Source organism: Streptomyces sp. NPDC057302, assembly GCF_042667685.1.
GTDB lineage: Bacteria > Actinomycetota > Actinomycetes > Streptomycetales > Streptomycetaceae > Streptomyces.
This window is the reverse complement of the sequence record NZ_JBHUZJ010000029.1, coordinates 1-17,209: the sequence shown is the minus strand read 5'-3', so window position 1 is coordinate 17,209 and position 17,209 is coordinate 1. Positions and strand designations below refer to the sequence as shown.

Genomic DNA, 17,209 nt, shown 5'->3' with positions numbered 1-17,209 from the left:
AAGGCCCCTCCGCCCCCGGCCGACACCGGCCGGGGACGGAGCGGGCGCGCACCCAGGCCGGTGAGCCGTCGCAGCGGCATCGCCCGACTAGGCCCGCTGCCCTGGATAGCGCCCGTCATCCTGCTGATCCTCGCCGTGGTCATCTGGCCGGTCGTCGAGCTGATCCGCACCTCGTTCCTCAACATCTCCATCGCCGGCATCGTGCGCGGCGGCGCGGGGACCGACAAGTACAAGAAGCTCTTCGACGAGACCGACTTCGGGGCCGTCCTGCTCTGGACGGTCGTGTGGACCGTCGTCGTCGTGAGCGTGACGATGCTCCTCTCGCTGGCCCTCGCCCAGCTGTTCAACCAGAAGTTCCCCGGCCGCACCGTCACCCGCTGGGCGCTCATCGCGCCCTGGGCGGCATCCGTCCTGATGACCGCCATCGGCTTCAAGTGGATGCTCAACCAGACCGCGGGCGTGCTCAACACCGTGATGCTGGACCTCGGCCTCATCGACAGCTCCAAGGACTGGCTCGGCAAACCGGAGACCGCCTGGCCGTGGATGATGGCCGTCGCGATCTTCGTGTCGCTGCCCTTCACCACGTACACGCTGCTGGCCGGTCTCCAGACCATCCCGGGCGAGGTCTACGAGGCCTCGCGGATCGACGGGGCGAGCCCCGGGCAGACGTACCGGCACATCACGCTGCCGATGCTGCGGCCCGCGTTCCTCGTCGGTGTGGTCATCAACCTCATCAACGTCTTCAACTCCTTCCCGATCATCTGGGCCATGACGCAGGGCGGTCCCGGCTATGACACCTCCACGACCATGGTGTTCATGTACAAGCTGAAGGAGACCGACATCGGCGAATCCGCCGCCATGTCCGTGGTCAACTTCGCGATGGTCGTCGTGCTCGTGCTGATCTTCCTGAAGGTCAGCCGGTGGAACGAGGAGGACTGATGGCCACCGCGACGGCGCCCCGCACCGGGTCCCCGAAGGGCTCCGCGCCCCAGCGCAAACCCAAGCGCACGTTCAGGCCGCGCACGCTGGTCATCACGGTGGTCGCCTGGGCCCTCGCGGCGATCTTCCTGGCTCCGTACCTGGAGATGGTGATCACCGCGCTCCGTCCCAAGAGCGAGCTGCGGGACCGGACGTATCTGCCGACGGACCTGGAGTGGTCGAACTTCATCGAGGTCTGGAAGGAGTCGGAGCTCGGCCAGAACCTCCAGGTGACCCTGTTGGTCGCGGGCGGTGCGACGCTCCTGGTGCTCCTGGTCTCGCTGCCCGCCGCGTACTACACGGCGCGCATGCGCTACCGCGGACGCAAGGCCTTCCTGCTCCTGGTCCTGATCACCCAGATGTTCCAGCCCACGGCCCTGCTGGTCGGTCTCTACCGCGAGTTCCACCAGCTGGACATGCTCAACTCGGTCTGGACGCTGATCATCACGAACGCGGCGTTCAACCTCGCGTTCGCGGTGTGGATCCTGACGGCCTACATCAGCTCCATCCCGCCGGAGCTCGAAGAGGCCGCCATGGTGGACGGCACGAGCCGTTTCGGCGCCATGATCAAGGTGACCCTGCCGCTCGCGCTGCCGGGCGTGGTCACCGCGGTGATCTTCACTTTCATCACCTCATGGAACGAGTTCGTGATGGGCCTCACGCTCACCACCGAGCCCGACAAGCAGCCGCTGACCGTCGGCATCAACAACTTCATCGGCGCCTACACCGTGGAGTGGAACTACCTCTTCGCGGCGTCCGTGGTGGCGATCGTGCCGGTCATCGTGCTGTTCGCCTTCATCGAGCGGCATGTCGTCTCGGGTCTCACCGCGGGATCGGTCAAGTAACGGATCGGCCCTCTCAGGCCGGGTCTGGGTGGTTTGGGGTGCATCCTCGCCACTTGGACCCGGCCTGTCCCGCTGCTCAGGAGTGCTGATTTGGGTCAAGGACTTGACTGCGCCAACCCGTTCAGCAGAGCTTGGAGTTCACAACTTGTACGGGCGGCGAAGGTGCTGCTTCGACATTTCGGCATACGGAATAAGGGTGGCTGAGTCAATGGAGACTCCGGGGTCGCAGTCGTCGCTGCACCGGGCCAATCTCGAGCGGGTCGTACGTGCCGTACGGCTCGCCGGGTCGCTCACTCAGGCGGAGATCGCCAGGACGACGGGTCTGTCCGCGGCCACGGTCTCCAACATCGTCCGGGAGCTCAAGGACGGCGGAACGGTCGAGGTCACGCCCACCTCGGCAGGCGGCCGCAGGGCCCGCAGCGTCTCGCTCAGCGGCGACGCGGGCATCGTCATCGGCGTCGACTTCGGCCACACGCACCTGCGCGTGGCCGTCGGCAACCTCGCCCACCAGGTGCTCGCCGAGGAGGCCGAGCCGCTGGACGTGGACGCGTCGGCCGCGCAGGGCTTCGACCGCGCCGAGCAGCTGGTCAGCAGGCTGATCGCGGTCACCGGCGTGGACCGCGCGAAGATCGCGGGCATCGGCCTCGGCGTGCCGGGCCCCATCGACGTGGAGTCGGGCACCCTCGGCTCGACCTCGATCCTGCCGGGCTGGACGGGCACCAAGCCCGCAGAGGAGCTCAAGGACCGCCTCGGCGTCCCCGTGCACGTCGACAACGACGCCAACCTGGGCGCGCTCGGCGAGCTGGTCTGGGGCAGCGGCCGCGGGGTCAAGGACCTCGCGTACATCAAGGTCGCGAGCGGTGTCGGCGCCGGTCTGGTGATCAGCGGGCGGATCTACCGCGGCCCCGGGGGCACGGCCGGCGAGATCGGCCACATCACCCTGGACGAGTCGGGCCCGGTCTGCCGCTGCGGCAACCGCGGCTGCCTGGAGACCTTCGCGGCGGCCCGCTATGTGCTGCCGCTGCTCCAGTCCAGCCACGGCACCGAGCTGACCATGGAGCGCGTGGTGGCGCTCGCGCGGGAGGGCGACCCGGGCTGCCGCCGTGTGATCGCCGACGTCGGCCGGCACATCGGCAGCGGCGTCGCGAACCTGTGCAACCTCCTCAACCCCAGCCGGGTCGTCCTCGGCGGCGACCTCGCGGAGGCCGGTGAGCTGGTCCTGGGGCCCATCAGGGAGTCCGTGGGGCGGTACGCCATCCCCAGCGCCGCCCGGCAGCTGTCCGTCCTCCCAGGGGCCCTCGGGGGTCGCGCCGAAGTCCTCGGCGCACTGGCTCTCGCACTCAGCGAAATGGGCGATTCAACCCTTTTGGACGGCTCGTTGCCCGCGAGCGCACCTGCCTTCACTTAGATAACGCATGGCACCGTTGTCATCTCGTTAAGGATTTACTCCTTGACGATGGTGTGGCGGCCGAGTTGACTTCGAGCCACCTCGGCCGCAACGACGCGGCCACGTCAGGGAGGTTGGACAGTGAACACCCATCTGCGTCGTGCCGCGATAGCCATGACCGCTACCGCGATGGCCGTATCCCTTGCCGCTTGTGGCGAGGCCGGTGGTGACAAGGGCGATGACAAGGACAACAAGACCATCGGTCTGTTGCTGCCCGAGAGCAAGACCACGCGTTACGAGTCCTTCGACTACCCGTTGATCAAGGCGAAGGTCACGGAGCTCTGCTCCGACTGCAAGGTCAACTACAAGAACGCCTCCGAGAACGTCTCGACCCAGAAGCAGCAGTTCGACGACCTCGTCGACTCCGGCGTCAAGGTCATCGTTCTGGACGCGGTCGACTCCGGTGCCACCAAGGCGTGGGTGCAGGAGGCGAAGAAGAAGGACATCAAGGTCGTGGCGTACGACCGCCTCGCCGAGGGTCCGGTCTCCGCGTATGTCTCCTTCGACAACGAGAAGATCGGCAAGCTCCAGGGCCAGGGCATCATCAACGCCCTGGGGGACAAGGCCAAGGACTCCAATGTCGTCATGATCAACGGCAAGGAGTCGGACCCGAACGCCGCCCTCTTCAAGAAGGGCGCGCACTCCGTCCTGGACGGCAAGGTCAAGAAGGTCGTCTACGAGCAGACGGGTGAGTGGGACCCGAAGATCGCGGGCGAGAAGATGGGCACCGCCATCACCTCCCTGGGCAAGGACGGCTTCGACGCCGTCTACTCGGCCAACGACGGCATGGCGGGCGGCATCGTCGCGGCGCTGCAGTCGGCGAAGGTCAAGGGGATCCCGGTCGGCGGCCAGGACGCCGAACTCGCGGGCATCCAGCGGATCCTGAAGGGCACGCAGGCCTTCACGATCTACAAGCCGTACAAGCCCGAGGCGGAGAAGACCGCTGAGGTCGCGGTGAAGCTCCTCAAGGGCGAGAAGATCGACTCGCTGGTGACGGCGAAGCTCGACAGCCCCAGCGACAAGGGCATCCCGTCGGCGCTCGTCCAGGCCTTCGTCGTGACGAAGGACGACATCAAGGACACCGTCGTCAAGGACAAGTTCTACAAGACGAGCGAGATCTGCACCCCGGACTTCGCCAAGGCCTGCGCGGACGCCGGCATCAAGTAGCCGCGTTGCAGGCACCGGACTCGTACGGCGTCTTCGCCCTCTTCACGCTTGCCCCGCTGTCGGGGGCAAAGACGCCGTACGTCTGCTCGCACCCCTGCTTCATCCCCCCTTAGCCCACACTCACATCCCGCCGTACGCCATGCCCGTACGGCCCTCCGCCGCTCCCCCTCGGCGGACGAAGGAGATGGTTCACATGTCCGCTCCGCCCGTGCTGGCGTTGCGCGGCGTCTCCAAGCGATTCGGTGCCGTCCAGGCGCTCACCGATGTCGAACTTGAAGTACACGCAGGTCAAGTGGTCGCCCTGGTCGGCGACAACGGAGCCGGTAAGTCCACCCTCGTCAAGACGATCGCGGGGGTCCACCCCATCGACGAGGGCACCATCGAGTGGGACGGCGACTCCGTCTCCATCTCGCGCCCGCACGACGCCCAGGGTCTTGGTGTCGCCACCGTCTACCAGGACCTCGCGCTCTGCGACAACCTGGACGTCGTGGCCAACCTGTTCCTCGGCCGTGAGCTCGGCCGCGCCAAGGTCCTCGACGAGGTGGCGATGGAGAAGCGTGCCAAGGAGCTCCTCGACACCCTCTCCATCCGCATCCCGAGCGTGCGCATCCCGATCGCCTCGCTCTCCGGCGGTCAGCGCCAGGTCGTCGCGATCGCCCGTGCGCTGGTCGGCAACCCCAAGCTGGTGATCCTCGACGAGCCCACCGCGGCGCTCGGCGTCGAGCAGACCGCCCAGGTCCTCGACCTGGTGGAGCGGCTGCGCGAGCGCGGCCTCGCCGTGCTCCTCATCAGCCACAACATGGCCGACGTCAAGGCCGTCGCCGACGAGGTGGCCGTCCTGCGCCTCGGTCGCAACAACGGTGTCTTCAGCGTCAAGGACACCAGCAACGAAGAGATCATCGCCGCGATCACCGGGGCCACGGAGAACGCCGTGACCCGGCGCAAGGCGCGCAACGCGGAGGCCACGAAGTGAGTGAGACCGTGAACACCTCGAAGAAGGTGGACGCCGAGGCCCCGGCCGCCGACGCCATCCCGGCCGTCGACCCGCGCCTGCTCGTGCGTGAGCAGGGTTTCGCCGGTTACCTCACCGAGTTCAAGCGCAAGATCAAGGGCGGCGAACTCGGCTCCATACCGGTCGTCACCGGTCTGATCGTGATCTGGGCGATCTTCGAGATAACGACGGGCCGCTTCCTCGACCCGTCCAACCTCAGCAACATCGCGCAGTACATCGTCGGCCCCGGCCTCATCGCGACCGGCATCGTCTTCGTCCTGCTGCTCGGCGAGATCGACCTGTCGGTCGGCTCCGTCGCGGGCCTCACCGCGGCGGTCAGCTCGGTGCTCGCGATCAAGCAGGACGTGAACGAGGGCCTCGCCGTCATCATCGGCCTGGCCGCCGCGGGCGCGATCGGCGCCCTGCACGGCTTCTTCTTCGCCAAGATCGGGGTCCCGGCCTTCGTCGTGACCCTTGCGGGCTTCCTGGGGTGGAGCGGCCTTCAGCTGTACGTCCTCGGCAACACCCTGAGCCTGAACAACCTCTCCGACGGCATCATCTACAACCTGAACAACTACTACTTCACCGACGTCGCCGCCGCCTACGGCCTCGCGACCGTCGCCGTCGCCGCGTACGGCTACTCCCAGTGGAGCCAGCGCCGCCGCCGCAAGGCCGCCGACCTGCCGCACCGCCCGGTCAGCGAGCTGACCCTGCGGACCGCGGTCGTCGCCGTCCTGGCCTACGTCGTCGCCTTCGTCCTGAACCAGGAAGACGGGCTCCCGCTCGGCCTGACCGTCTTCGTCGGCGTCGTGGTCCTGGCCAGCTTCGTGCTGCGCCGCACCAACTACGGCCGCCAGGTCTTCGCGGTCGGCGGTGGCGTCGAGGCGGCCCGCAGGGCCGGCATCAACGTCGTATGGATCCGGATCTCCGTGTTCACGATCTCCGGCTTCCTCGGCGGTCTGGGCGGCCTCTTCATCGCCTCCCAGTCCGGCGTCGCCGACTCCAACCTGGGTGGCGGTGACACCCTGATGCTGGCGATCGCCGCGGCGGTCATCGGCGGCACCAGCCTCTTCGGCGGCCGGGGCACCCCCTGGTCGGCGCTGCTCGGCATCCTGGTCATCCAGTCGATCATGACTGGCCTGTACATGTCGGGCAGCTCCAGCAAGGCGGTCCAGTCGATGATCACCGGTGCGGTACTCCTCGCCGCGGTCGTCCTCGACTCCGTCTCGCGCCGCAGCCAGAAGGCGGCAGGACGCGCCTGACCTGGCAGAACCCAGAGCAGAGCTGCCCGGTACCGCAATGAAGCGGTGCCGGGCAGCTCTCTGTCCGCCTCCGTCGTACGGCCGTTCGCGTGACACGGAACTCACGGCCCGGACGCGGTCTTCAGCAGCGGAACATTAGACTCAACAGGCCCGGCAACAATCCGGTCAACGCTTGAACAGCTCTACTGCACGCTCTACCGCAAGGAGGCACGGGTGCCGCTGCTGACCCGCATCAGGGGACCGCGCGATCTGGACCGGCTCAGCCCGGAGGAGCTGAACCAGCTGGCCGGCGAGATCCGCGCCTTCCTCGTCGACGCAGTGTCCAAGACAGGCGGCCACCTCGGCCCCAACCTCGGCGTGGTCGAGCTCACGATCGCCATGCACCGCGTCTTCGAGTCCCCGCAGGACAAGGTCCTCTTCGACACCGGTCACCAGAGCTACGTGCACAAGCTGCTCACCGGCCGCCAGGACTTCGCCAAGCTGCGCACCAAGGGCGGCCTCTCCGGCTACCCCGCGCGCGCCGAGTCCGAGCACGACGTGATCGAGAACTCGCACGCCTCGACGGTCCTGGGCTGGGCCGACGGCCTCGCCAAGGCCAACGAGGTACAGGGCAAGGACGACCACGTCGTCGCCGTCATCGGTGACGGCGCCCTCACCGGCGGCATGGCCTGGGAGGCGCTGAACAACATCGCCGCCGCCAAGGACCGCCCCCTGGTGATCGTCGTCAACGACAACGAGCGGTCGTACGCCCCGACCATCGGCGGCCTCGCGAACCACCTGGCGACCCTGCGCACCACGGACGGCTACGAGCGCTTCCTGGCCCGCGGCAAGGACCTCCTGGAGCGCACCCCGGTCGTCGGCAGGCCCCTCTACGAGACGCTGCACGGCGCGAAGAAGGGCCTGAAGGACTTCATCGCCCCGCAGGGCATGTTCGAGGACCTCGGCCTGAAGTACGTCGGCCCGATCGACGGCCACGACATCGAGGCCCTGGAGTCCGCCCTGGTGCGCGCCAAACGCTTCGGCGGCCCCGTCATCGTGCACTGCATCACCGAGAAGGGCCGCGGCTACAAGCCCGCCCTGGAGGACGAGGCGGACCACTTCCACGCCGTCGGCGTCATCCACCCGGACACCGGCCTGCCGATCTCGGCCTCCGGCATGGACTGGACGTCCGTCTTCGGCGAGGAGATGGTCAAGCTCGGCCGCGAGCGCGAGGACATCGTCGCGATCACCGCCGCCATGCTCCAGCCGGTGGGCCTGAAGAAGTTCGCCGAGGAGTTCCCCGACCGGGTCTACGACGTGGGCATCGCCGAGCAGCACGCGGCCACATCGGCTGCGGGCCTGGCCACCGGCGGCCTGCACCCGGTCTTCGCCGTGTACGCGACGTTCCTCAACCGTGCCTTCGACCAGCTCCTGATGGACGTGGCCCTGCACAAGTGCGGCGTCACCTTCGTCCTGGACCGCGCGGGCGTCACCGGCACGGACGGCGCCTCGCACAACGGCATGTGGGACATGTCGATCCTCCAGTGCGTGCCGACCCTGCGGATCGCCGCCCCGCGCGACGCCGACCAGGTCCGCCTCCAGCTGCGCGAGGCCGTCGAGGTCGACGACGCCCCGACCGTCGTCCGCTATTCGAAGGGCGCGGTCGGCCCGGCGGTCAAGGCCGTCGGCAAGGTCGGCGGCATGGACGTCCTGCGCAAGGCGGGCATGAGCCGCCCCGACGTCCTGCTGGTCTCCGTGGGCGCGCTCGCCCCCATGTGCCTGGAGATCGCCGACCTCCTGAACAAGCAGGGCATCACGACCACGGTCGTCGACCCCCGCTGGGTCAAGCCCGTCGACGAGGCGCTCGCCCCGCTCGCCGAGCAGCACCGCGTCGTCGTCACCGTCGAGGACAACTCGCGCGCCGGCGGCGTCGGCTCGGCCATCGCCCAGGCCCTGCGGGACGCGGGCGTCGACGTACCGCTGCGCGACTTCGGCATCCCGCCGCGCTTCCTGGACCACGCCTCGCGCAAGGAGATCATGGCCGAGATCGGCCTGACCGCCCCGGACATCGCCCGCCAGGTCACCGGCCTGGTCGCCAAGCTGGACGGGCGCTTCGAGCGCACGGCCGCCGTGGACTCCGTCGAGGCGGGGGAGCCCGCGCGCGACTGAGTCAACGCGCACCGCCGATGGGCCGGTTTCACCACCCTGTACGGGTGGTGAAACCGGCCCATTCGCGTGAATAGGCTCGCGCCGGGGCCTATGGGGTACTCGCCCTCTCGATCATGTCGGGGACGACAAGCGTGGAGGTACGCCCGTGGCAAGCAGCCTTTTCAGAACGAAGAGCATCGAGCAGTCCATCCAGGACACCGAGGAGCCGGAGCGCGCGCTCAAGAAGTCGCTGTCCGCCCTCGATCTCACGGTCTTCGGCGTCGGCGTCGTCATCGGCACCGGCATCTTCGTCCTGACGGGGAAGGTGGCCAAGGAGACCGCGGGGCCCGCCACCGCGCTCGCCTTCGTCGCCGCGGGCATCGTCTGCGCCCTCGCGGCGCTCTGCTACGCGGAGTTCGCCTCCACCGTGCCGGTGGCCGGGTCGGCGTACACCTTCTCGTACGCCTCGCTCGGCGAGCTGCCCGCCTGGACCATCGGCTGGGACCTGGTGCTCGAATTCGCCCTCGGCACCGCGGTGGTCGCCGTCGGCTGGTCCGGCTACGTACGCTCGCTGATGGACAACGCGGGCTGGCACCTGCCCGAAGCGCTCACCGGGACCGATTCCACCGACGGCTTCGGCTTCGACATCCTCGCCTTCGCCCTGGTGCTGATCCTCACCGTCGTCCTCGTCCTCGGCATGAAGCTCTCCGCCCGCGTCACCACCGTCATCGTCGCCATCAAGGTGGCCGTCGTCCTGGTCGTCATCATCGCGGGCGCCTTCTTCATCGACGGGGACAACTACAAGCCGTTCATCCCCAAGGCGCAGGAAGTGGCCGCGGGCGACAGCATCGATTCCCCGCTCATCCAGCTGATGTTCGGGTACGCGCCCACCAACTTCGGCGTCCTCGGCATCTTCACGGCCGCCTCCATCGTCTTCTTCGCCTTCATCGGCTTCGACATCGTGGCCACCGCCGCGGAGGAGACCAAGATGCCCCAGCGGGACATGCCGCGCGGCATCCTCGGCTCGCTCCTCATCTGCACGGTCCTCTACGTCGCCGTATCGATCGTCGTCACGGGCATGCAGCACTACAGCGAACTGTCCGTGGACGCCCCGCTCGCCGACGCCTTCAAGGCCACCGGGCATCCCTTCTACGGCGGCGTGATCAGCTTCGGCGCCGCCGTCGGCCTCACCACCGTCTGCATGATCCTGCTGCTCGGCCAGACCCGCGTGTTCTTCGCGATGAGCCGCGACGGACTGCTGCCCCGGTTCTTCTCCCACGTCCACCCCAAGTACCGGACGCCGCACCGGCCGACCATCCTGCTCGGTGTCCTCATCGCGATCCTCGCGGGCTTCACCAGCCTCGACGAACTCGCCGAACTGGTGAACATCGGCACGCTCTTCGCCTTCGTCGTGGTCGCCCTGAGCGTCATCATCCTGCGCCGCACCCGCCCGGACCTGCCCCGCGCCTTCCGCACCCCGCTGGTGCCGCTGGTGCCCATCCTGTCCGTGGCGGCATCGGTGTGGCTGATGCTGAACCTGCCCGCCGAGACCTGGCTGCGGTTCGGCATCTGGATGCTGCTCGGCTTCGTCGTCTACTTCGTCTACGGGCGCTCGCACAGCCAGCTGGGCAAGCAGCAGAGGCAGGCCGCCACCGGTGACGTCCAGTAATCAGGATGCTCGCCGAGCCCTCCGCCTCACTACGCTCCGTACGCGAGCTCGGGCCGTCGCGCCCGCGTACGGAGCGGGCCCCGGCGCCTCCCGCGCGGTACTGGCCGCGCCTGCTCCCCCTGCTCGCCGCCCTGGCCTGCGTCACCCGGATCCCCTCCTTCCGGTGGCCGCTGTGGAGCCCTGACGAGGGCTATCTCGCCGTCCAGGCAAGGATGCTGGCCGACGGGGGAGAGCTCTACGAGAGCGTCGTCGACCGCAAGCCACCGCTCGTCCCCTGGCTGTACGAGGGGGCGTTCGCGCTCTTCGGTGACGCGACGCTGCTCCCGCTGAAGGTGCTCGCGGTGGCGGCCCAGCTCCTGACCGCCGTCCTGCTCGTCTCCCTCGCCCGGCGCCGCTGGGGCGACGGCGCGGGCCGCACGGCGGGCGTGCTCTACCTCCTCGTCTCGGTCGGCCTGAACCCCGAGGACGCCCAGGCGGCCACCTTCGAGGTCTTCATGCTGCCGTGCACCGCCGCCGCCATATGGTGCGCCGACCGGCGCCGCTGGGGCGCGGCGGGCGCCGCGGTGGCCTGCGCCTTCCTGGCCAAGCAGACCGGGGGAGCGGCCCTGGTGCCGGTGGCGTGGCTGCTCTGGCAGGCGGGCGGCGCCCGACGGGACGCACTGCGCCTGGCGGCCGGTCTGTGCGGTCCTGTCGTCGCGGTGGCCGCGGCCACGAATCCGGCCGGGTTCCTGTTCTGGACGGTGACGGGATCGGGCGCGTACGCCTCCTTCACCGGGTCCGAACTCCACGTGCTGCTGCGGGGCCTGACCAACGCGGCCGTCCTCGCGGCGGCCTGCGCGGGCATCCTGCCGCCGGTCGTACGGGTCCTGCGCATCGCCCGCACCGGCTCGACGGACCTGTGGCTCTGGCTCGCCTCATCGGCGGGCGCGGTCCTCGTCGGCTTCCACTTCTTCGGGCACTACTACCTGCAACTCACCCCGCCCCTGGCCCTGCTGGGCGCCGCCGCGCTCCAGATCCTGCCCCGGGAGCGCACCCTGACGGCCGTGTCGGTCTCGGCCGGGGCGTGCGCGCTGTTCCTGGCCTGGGGGATGCTGGCCCCGCGCCCCGAGCTCGCGCACGCCGAGCGGATCGCCGGGGAGGTCCGGGCGCGCACGTCACCGGGGGAGCGCGTACTGGTGTGGGGCATACACCCCGAGACGTACTGGCTGGCCGACCGCGCCCCCGCGAGCCGCTACCTCACGGCGGGGCTCCTGACCAACTACAGCGGCGGCCGTGACGGCCCTCAGGTGGGCGAGAAGTACGCGGTGGACGGCGCCTGGCCGGTCTTGCGCGGCGAGCTCGCGGCGAGGCCGCCCGCGCTGATCGTGGACGACTCCCGGGGCAAGCCCTTCGCCCCCCAGCGGGTGCCCTCGCTGCGGCGCATCCTCGCGGCGGGCTACCAGCCGGTGGGGACGGTCGACGGCGCGGTGCTCTACTCCCGCTCGGCTCCCGGCTGACGCACCGAGCGCGGGCCCAGACACTCGGCGCCCAGCTCGCCCACGCGCCGCCGCAGCTCCCGGTCGGCGGTGACGACCAGGCAGGGCCGTGCCGCGGCCTCGTCGGCGACCAGCTCCACGATGCGGTCGTCCCCGCTGCCGGGCGCCGCGACCACCCGTACGCCCTCGACGGACTCCACGCCACGCGCCGCGCCCTCCACCACGAGGGTCACGTCGAGCGGCCCCGGGTGGTCCGGGAGCCCCGCGTCGGCGTACGCGACGAGCCGGTCCCGCAGCCGTTCGGCGGCTCCGTGCCGGTCGCGCCACCAGCCGTCGGGGACCGAGCCGACGACATTGGCCGCGTCCACGACAAGAAGAGTCCTCATGGCGTCACCCTGGCACACCGGGGGCCGAGCCCCGGACAGGAGCGGTGTGCGCCAAACGTAGACTTGGCGGGCCGGAGAAGACGCACGCTCGTAGGAAGGTCGGCGCAGAGTCATGCCGCAGAGGTCCGCCCCCAGGCCCCAGCGGGAGCCCTCCCGCCCGACGGCCGCCGCCGCAGAGCACGTCGCGAGCGGCACCCTCGCCACCGGCCGCTGGCTGCTGCGCGGCAAGGACGACAGGCTCACCGCGTACGCCCGCTCGGCCGACGGCCTGCTGCGCTGGACGGAGGACCGCCCCGGAGGCCCGGACTGGACCGGCCCCGAGCTCTTCGCAGCACCGCACCTGACCCACCTGACCCTGGCCCAGGGCGCCGACGGGTACGTCCACTTCGTCGCCCTGCGGGGGCTCCCCATGGAGGGCGGCGGCACGGAGGTCGACGTCGTGCACGCCGTGCAATACCAGTCGGGCAGGCCGCTCATGGACTGGCGCTCCCTCGGCAACCCGCACACCAAGCTCGTCGAGCGCGCCCCGCACCTGGGCGCCCCGACCGCCGCGGTGGACGCCGCGGGCACGGTCCACGTCTTCGTACGGGACGCGGTGAACAGCGTCCGGCTGCGGCGCGAGGGCAAGGGCGGCAAGTGGGAGGGGTGGAAGGACCTCAAGGTCCGCGAGGTCCTGGACGGCATCACGGCCGTGGCCACCTCCACCGGCCGCGTTGAGGTCTTCGGCCCGGCGGAGAACAAGACGCTGCACTGGACCCAGGAGAAGCAGGGCGGCGAGCTGACGCGCGCCGACGACATCGCGCTGCCCCCGGCCCCCGGCTCCGGCACGGCCCTGGAGACCGCCCCCGACCGCCTCACGTACTTCGCCACGGACGTCCGGGGCAAGGGCGTCATGGCCCACCGCTGCGACGCCGCCCGCGCCGAGGACACCCTGCCCCTCGGCGGAACTCCCGGGACGGGCCACACGGCGGCGCTGCGCGCGACGATAGAGGGCCACGACTGCACGGTCCTGGCGCACCGGGGCGCGGACGGCCGACCGGTGATAGCGGCCTATCCGACGCAGGACGAGAAGGCGGGCGTCTGGTGGGCGGCCACGGGCGAACCCTGCCTGGGCTCCCCGGCGTTGGCGCTCGACGCGCGGGGCCGCGTGGTCATGGCGACGATCGGCCTCGACGGCACGCTGCGGCTCGCACGCCAGAAGGCGGAGTCGGGCCTCGCGCTCGACGCGTGGGCGCGGGTGTAGGACACCCCGCCGAACGACTCCCCGCCGAACGGCCGATGCCCGGCAGACCTCGCGGCCTGCCGGGCATCGTCGTACGCGTTCAGGCGTTACGCGGGCACGCTGGCCACGCCCGGCGCCAGGAACCGCTTGCCGGTGACGCGCTCGCTGACGCCCTCACGGTCCAGGTACGGCGTGATGCCGCCCAGGTGGAAGGGCCAGCCGGCGCCGGTGATCAGGCACAGGTCGATGTCCTGCGCCTCGGCGACGACGCCCTCGTCGAGCATCAGGCCGATCTCCTGCGCCACGGCGTCCAGCACGCGGTCGCGGGTCTGCTCCTCGGTCAGGACGGTGTCGCCCTGCTTGAGGAGAGCGGCGACCTCGGGGTCCAGCTCCGGCTTGCCGGAGTCGTAGACGTAGAAGCCGCGCTTGCCGGCCTTGACGACCGCCGCGAGGTTCGGGGAGACCGTGAAGCGCTCCGGGAAGGCACGGTTGAGCGTCTCGGAGACGTGCAGACCGATGGCAGGACCGACCAGCTCCAGGAGCACCAGCGGCGACATCGGCAGACCGAGCGGCTCGACGGCCTTCTCGGCGACGGCGACCGGGGTGCCCTCGTCGATGACGTTCTGGATCTCGCCCATGAAGCGGGTGAGGATGCGGTTCACGACGAACGCCGGGGCGTCCTTCACCAGGACCGCGGTCTTCTTCAGCTTCTTGGCGACACCGAAGGCCGTGGCCAGCGAGGCGTCGTCCGTCTGCTCGCCGCGCACGATCTCCAGGAGCGGGAGGATCGCGACGGGGTTGAAGAAGTGGAAGCCGACGACCCGCTCGGGGTGCTTCAGCTTCGACGCCATCTCGGAGACCGAGAGCGAGGAGGTGTTGGTGGCGAGGATGGCGTGTGCCGGAGCGACCGCCTCGACCTCGGCGAACACCTGCTGCTTGACGCCGATCTCCTCGAAGACGGCCTCGATGATGAAGTCGGCGTCGGAGAAGCCCTCGGCCTTGTCGAGCACGCCGGAGACGAGCCCCTTCAGGCGGTTCGCCTTGTCCTGGTTGACACGGCCCTTGAGGAGGAGCTTGTCGATCTCCTCGTGGACGTAGCCGACGCCCTTGTCCACGCGCGCCTGGTCGATGTCGGTCAGCACGACCGGCACCTCGAGGCGGCGCAGGAAGAGCAGCGCGAGCTGCGAGGCCATCAGACCGGCGCCGACGACGCCGACCTTGGTGACCGGGCGCGCCAGGCTCTTGTCCGGGGCGCCCGCGGGGCGCTTGGCGCGCTTCTGGACGAGGTTGAACGCGTAGATGCCGCTGCGCAGTTCGCCGCCCATGATGAGGTCGGCGAGCGCCGTGTCCTCGGCGTCGAAGCCCTGCTGGAGGTCGCCGTCCTTGGCGGCCGCGATGATCTCCAGGGCGCGGTAGGCGGCGGGGGCCGCGCCGTGCACCTTGGAGTCCGCGATGCCACGGCCGCGCGCCACGGCGGCGTCCCAGGCCTCGCCGCGGTCGATCGCGGGGCGCTCCACCGTCAGCGAGCCGTTGAGGACGTCGGCCGTCCAGATCAGCGACTGCTCGAGGAAGTCGGCGCCTTCGAAGAGCGCGTCGGCGATGCCGAGCTCGAAGACCTGCTTGCCCTTGAGCTGGCGGTTCTGGTTCAGCGAGTTCTCGATGATGACCGAGACGGCCTTGTCGGCGCCGATCAGGTTCGGGAGCAGCGCACAGCCGCCCCAGCCCGGTACGAGACCGAGGAAGACCTCGGGCAGCGAGAAGGCCGGAAGCGCCTTGGAGACGGTGCGGTACGAGCAGTGCAGACCGACCTCGACACCGCCGCCCATGGCCGCGCCGTTGTAGTACGCGAAGGTCGGCACGGCGAGCCCGGAGAGCCGCTTGAAGACCTCGTGGCCGCCCTTGCCGATGGCGAGCGCGTCCTCGTGGCGTCCCAGGATCTCGACGCCCTTGAGGTCGGCGCCGACGGCGAAGATGAACGGCTTGCCGGTGACACCGACGCCGACGATCGTGCCCTCGGCCGCCTCCTTCTCGACCTGGTCGATGGCGGTGTTCAGGTTCGCCAGCGAGCCGGGACCGAAGGTGGTCGGCTTGGTGTGGTCGAAGCCGTTGTCGAGCGTGATGAGCGCGAAGCGGCCCGCGCCCGCGGGCAGGTCGAGGTGGCGAACGTGCGCCTGCGTGACGACCTCGTCCGGGAACAGCTCGGCCGCGCCCTTCAGAAGCTCCGTGGTGGAGCTGGTGGAGCTGCTCACTTGTCGCCTCCGGCGTCCTTGTGGTTCGGGTTCTCCCAGATGACGGTGGCGCCCATGCCGAAGCCGACGCACATCGTCGTCAGGCCGTAGCGGACGTCCGGCTGCTCCTCGAACTGCCGCGCCAGCTGCGTCATCAGACGCACGCCGGAGGAGGCGAGGGGGTGGCCGTAGGCGATGGCGCCGCCGTACTGGTTCACGCGGGTGTCGTCGTCCGCGATGCCGTAGTGCTCCAGGAAGGCGAGCACCTGCACGGCGAAGGCCTCATTGATCTCGAAGAGACCGATGTCGGAGATGGAGAGGCCCGCCTGGGCGAGCGCCTTCTCGGTGGCCGGGATGGGCCCGTAGCCCATGACCTCGGGCTCGACACCGGCGAACGAGTACGAGACCAGCCGCATCTTGACCGGCAGGTCGTGCTCGCGCGCGAAGTCCTCGGAGGCGATGATCGACGCCGTGGCGCCGTCGTTGAGGCCCGCGGCGTTGCCCGCGGTGACGCGGCCGTGCGTACGGAAGGGCGTCTTGAGACCGGCGAGGCTCTCCAGGGTGGTGCCCGGACGCATCGGCTCGTCGGCGGTGGCAAGACCCCAACCGGTCTCACCCGCCTCCGCGTTGGTCCGCCGTACGGAGACGGGCACGAGGTCCTGCTGGATCTTGCCGTTGGCGTACGCCTTGGCGGCCTTCTCCTGCGAGCGCACCGCGTACTCGTCGGCACGCTGCTTGGTGATGCTCGGGTAGCGGTCGTGCAGGTTCTCGGCGGTCATGCCCATGAAGAGGGCGGACTCGTCGACGAGCTTCTCGCTCACGAACCGCGGGTTCGGGTCGACGCCCTCGCCCATGGGGTGGCGGCCCATGTGCTCGACACCACCGGCGATGACGGCGTCGTACGCACCGAACGCGATGGAGCCCGCGGTCGCCGTCACGGCGGTCAGCGCGCCCGCACACATGCGGTCGATGGAGTAGCCCGGCACGGACTGCGGAAGCCCGGCCAGGATCCCGGCGGTGCGGCCCAGCGTCAGGCCCTGGTCGCCGATCTGCGTGGTCGCGGCGATGGCGACCTCGTCGATCTTGGCGGGGTCGAGGGCCGGGTTGCGGCGGAGCAGCTCCCGGATGGCCTTCACGATCAGGTCATCCGCACGGGTCTCGTGGTAGATGCCCTTCGGGCCCGCCTTGCCGAACGGGGTGCGGACGCCATCAACGAAGACGACGTCCCTGACGGTACGAGGCACGATGGCTCTCCTCCAGGGTGCGGGTGCGCCTGCCGGCGCGCTTCCGTGCTCCATGCTACTTGCCGGTAACTATGCGGCCAAGGGTTGCCGAGGACTGCCTCGGGGAGGCGAAGGTCACACTTGGCGTTGGACGCGCAAAAAGCGGTGGTGGTCCGGTGGCTGTCGAAG

At 69.8% G+C, this 17,209-nt stretch carries 13 protein-coding genes; 10 read left to right on the top strand and 3 right to left on the bottom strand.

Annotation, left to right across the window (positions count from 1 at the left end):
- Nucleotides 1-60: 60 nt before the first annotated feature.
- The 9 genes from ACFUPX_RS21055 (at nucleotide 61) to ACFUPX_RS21015 (ending at nucleotide 11,982) form a co-directional block, all read left to right on the top strand.
- Nucleotides 61-939, top strand: coding sequence for a carbohydrate ABC transporter permease (locus ACFUPX_RS21055; protein ID WP_383324471.1), 879 nt, complete (start codon nucleotides 61-63; stop codon nucleotides 937-939).
- A complete protein-coding gene (locus ACFUPX_RS21050; protein ID WP_383324468.1) occupies nucleotides 939-1,823 on the top strand; it encodes a carbohydrate ABC transporter permease in 885 nt (294 codons plus the stop codon). The genes ACFUPX_RS21055 and ACFUPX_RS21050 overlap by 1 nt, the downstream gene beginning before the upstream one ends.
- A gap of 208 nt (nucleotides 1,824-2,031) precedes the next feature.
- Entirely contained in the window at nucleotides 2,032-3,231 is a 1,200-nt protein-coding gene (locus tag ACFUPX_RS21045; protein WP_383324465.1) for an ROK family transcriptional regulator, read from the top strand.
- 120 nt (nucleotides 3,232-3,351) lie between these two features.
- Complete coding sequence (locus tag ACFUPX_RS21040; protein WP_383324462.1) at nucleotides 3,352-4,437, top strand: substrate-binding domain-containing protein; 1,086 nt, start codon at nucleotides 3,352-3,354, stop codon at nucleotides 4,435-4,437.
- Between the two features lie 193 nt (nucleotides 4,438-4,630).
- Nucleotides 4,631-5,410: an ATP-binding cassette domain-containing protein gene (locus ACFUPX_RS21035; RefSeq protein ID WP_383324459.1), complete on the top strand. Its 780-nt coding sequence runs from the start codon at nucleotides 4,631-4,633 to the stop codon at nucleotides 5,408-5,410.
- Nucleotides 5,407-6,690 (top strand): sugar ABC transporter permease, encoded by a 1,284-nt coding sequence (locus ACFUPX_RS21030; RefSeq protein ID WP_383324456.1) that lies wholly within the window; start codon nucleotides 5,407-5,409, stop codon nucleotides 6,688-6,690. Before ACFUPX_RS21035 ends, ACFUPX_RS21030 begins: the two co-directional genes overlap by 4 nt.
- Before the next feature lie 213 nt (nucleotides 6,691-6,903).
- A complete protein-coding gene (gene dxs / locus ACFUPX_RS21025; protein ID WP_383324453.1) occupies nucleotides 6,904-8,838 on the top strand; it encodes a 1-deoxy-D-xylulose-5-phosphate synthase in 1,935 nt (644 codons plus the stop codon).
- A 145-nt stretch (nucleotides 8,839-8,983) separates the two neighbouring features.
- Nucleotides 8,984-10,486: an amino acid permease gene (locus tag ACFUPX_RS21020; protein ID WP_383324450.1), complete on the top strand. Its 1,503-nt coding sequence runs from the start codon at nucleotides 8,984-8,986 to the stop codon at nucleotides 10,484-10,486.
- A 5-nt stretch (nucleotides 10,487-10,491) separates the two neighbouring features.
- Nucleotides 10,492-11,982, top strand: a complete 1,491-nt coding sequence (locus tag ACFUPX_RS21015; protein ID WP_383324447.1) for an ArnT family glycosyltransferase — start codon at nucleotides 10,492-10,494, stop codon at nucleotides 11,980-11,982.
- Here ACFUPX_RS21015 and ACFUPX_RS21010 read toward each other — a convergent pair.
- On the bottom strand, nucleotides 11,958-12,347 hold the full coding sequence (locus ACFUPX_RS21010; RefSeq protein ID WP_383324444.1) for an NTP pyrophosphohydrolase: 390 nt from the start codon (nucleotides 12,345-12,347) through the stop codon (nucleotides 11,958-11,960). The two genes, ACFUPX_RS21015 and ACFUPX_RS21010, sit on opposite strands and share 25 nt — an antisense overlap.
- A gap of 112 nt (nucleotides 12,348-12,459) precedes the next feature.
- On the opposite strand from ACFUPX_RS21010, the gene ACFUPX_RS21005 reads away from it, so the two are divergent.
- Complete coding sequence (locus tag ACFUPX_RS21005) at nucleotides 12,460-13,590, top strand: hypothetical protein (protein WP_383324441.1); 1,131 nt, start codon at nucleotides 12,460-12,462, stop codon at nucleotides 13,588-13,590.
- A gap of 86 nt (nucleotides 13,591-13,676) precedes the next feature.
- On the opposite strand, the gene ACFUPX_RS21000 is transcribed toward ACFUPX_RS21005, so the two are convergent.
- Entirely contained in the window at nucleotides 13,677-15,818 is a 2,142-nt protein-coding gene (locus tag ACFUPX_RS21000) for a 3-hydroxyacyl-CoA dehydrogenase NAD-binding domain-containing protein (protein ID WP_383324438.1), read from the bottom strand.
- Nucleotides 15,815-17,041, bottom strand: coding sequence for a thiolase family protein (locus ACFUPX_RS20995; protein WP_383324435.1), 1,227 nt, complete (start codon nucleotides 17,039-17,041; stop codon nucleotides 15,815-15,817). Before ACFUPX_RS20995 ends, ACFUPX_RS21000 begins: the two co-directional genes overlap by 4 nt.
- Between the last annotated feature and the right edge of the window lie 168 nt (nucleotides 17,042-17,209).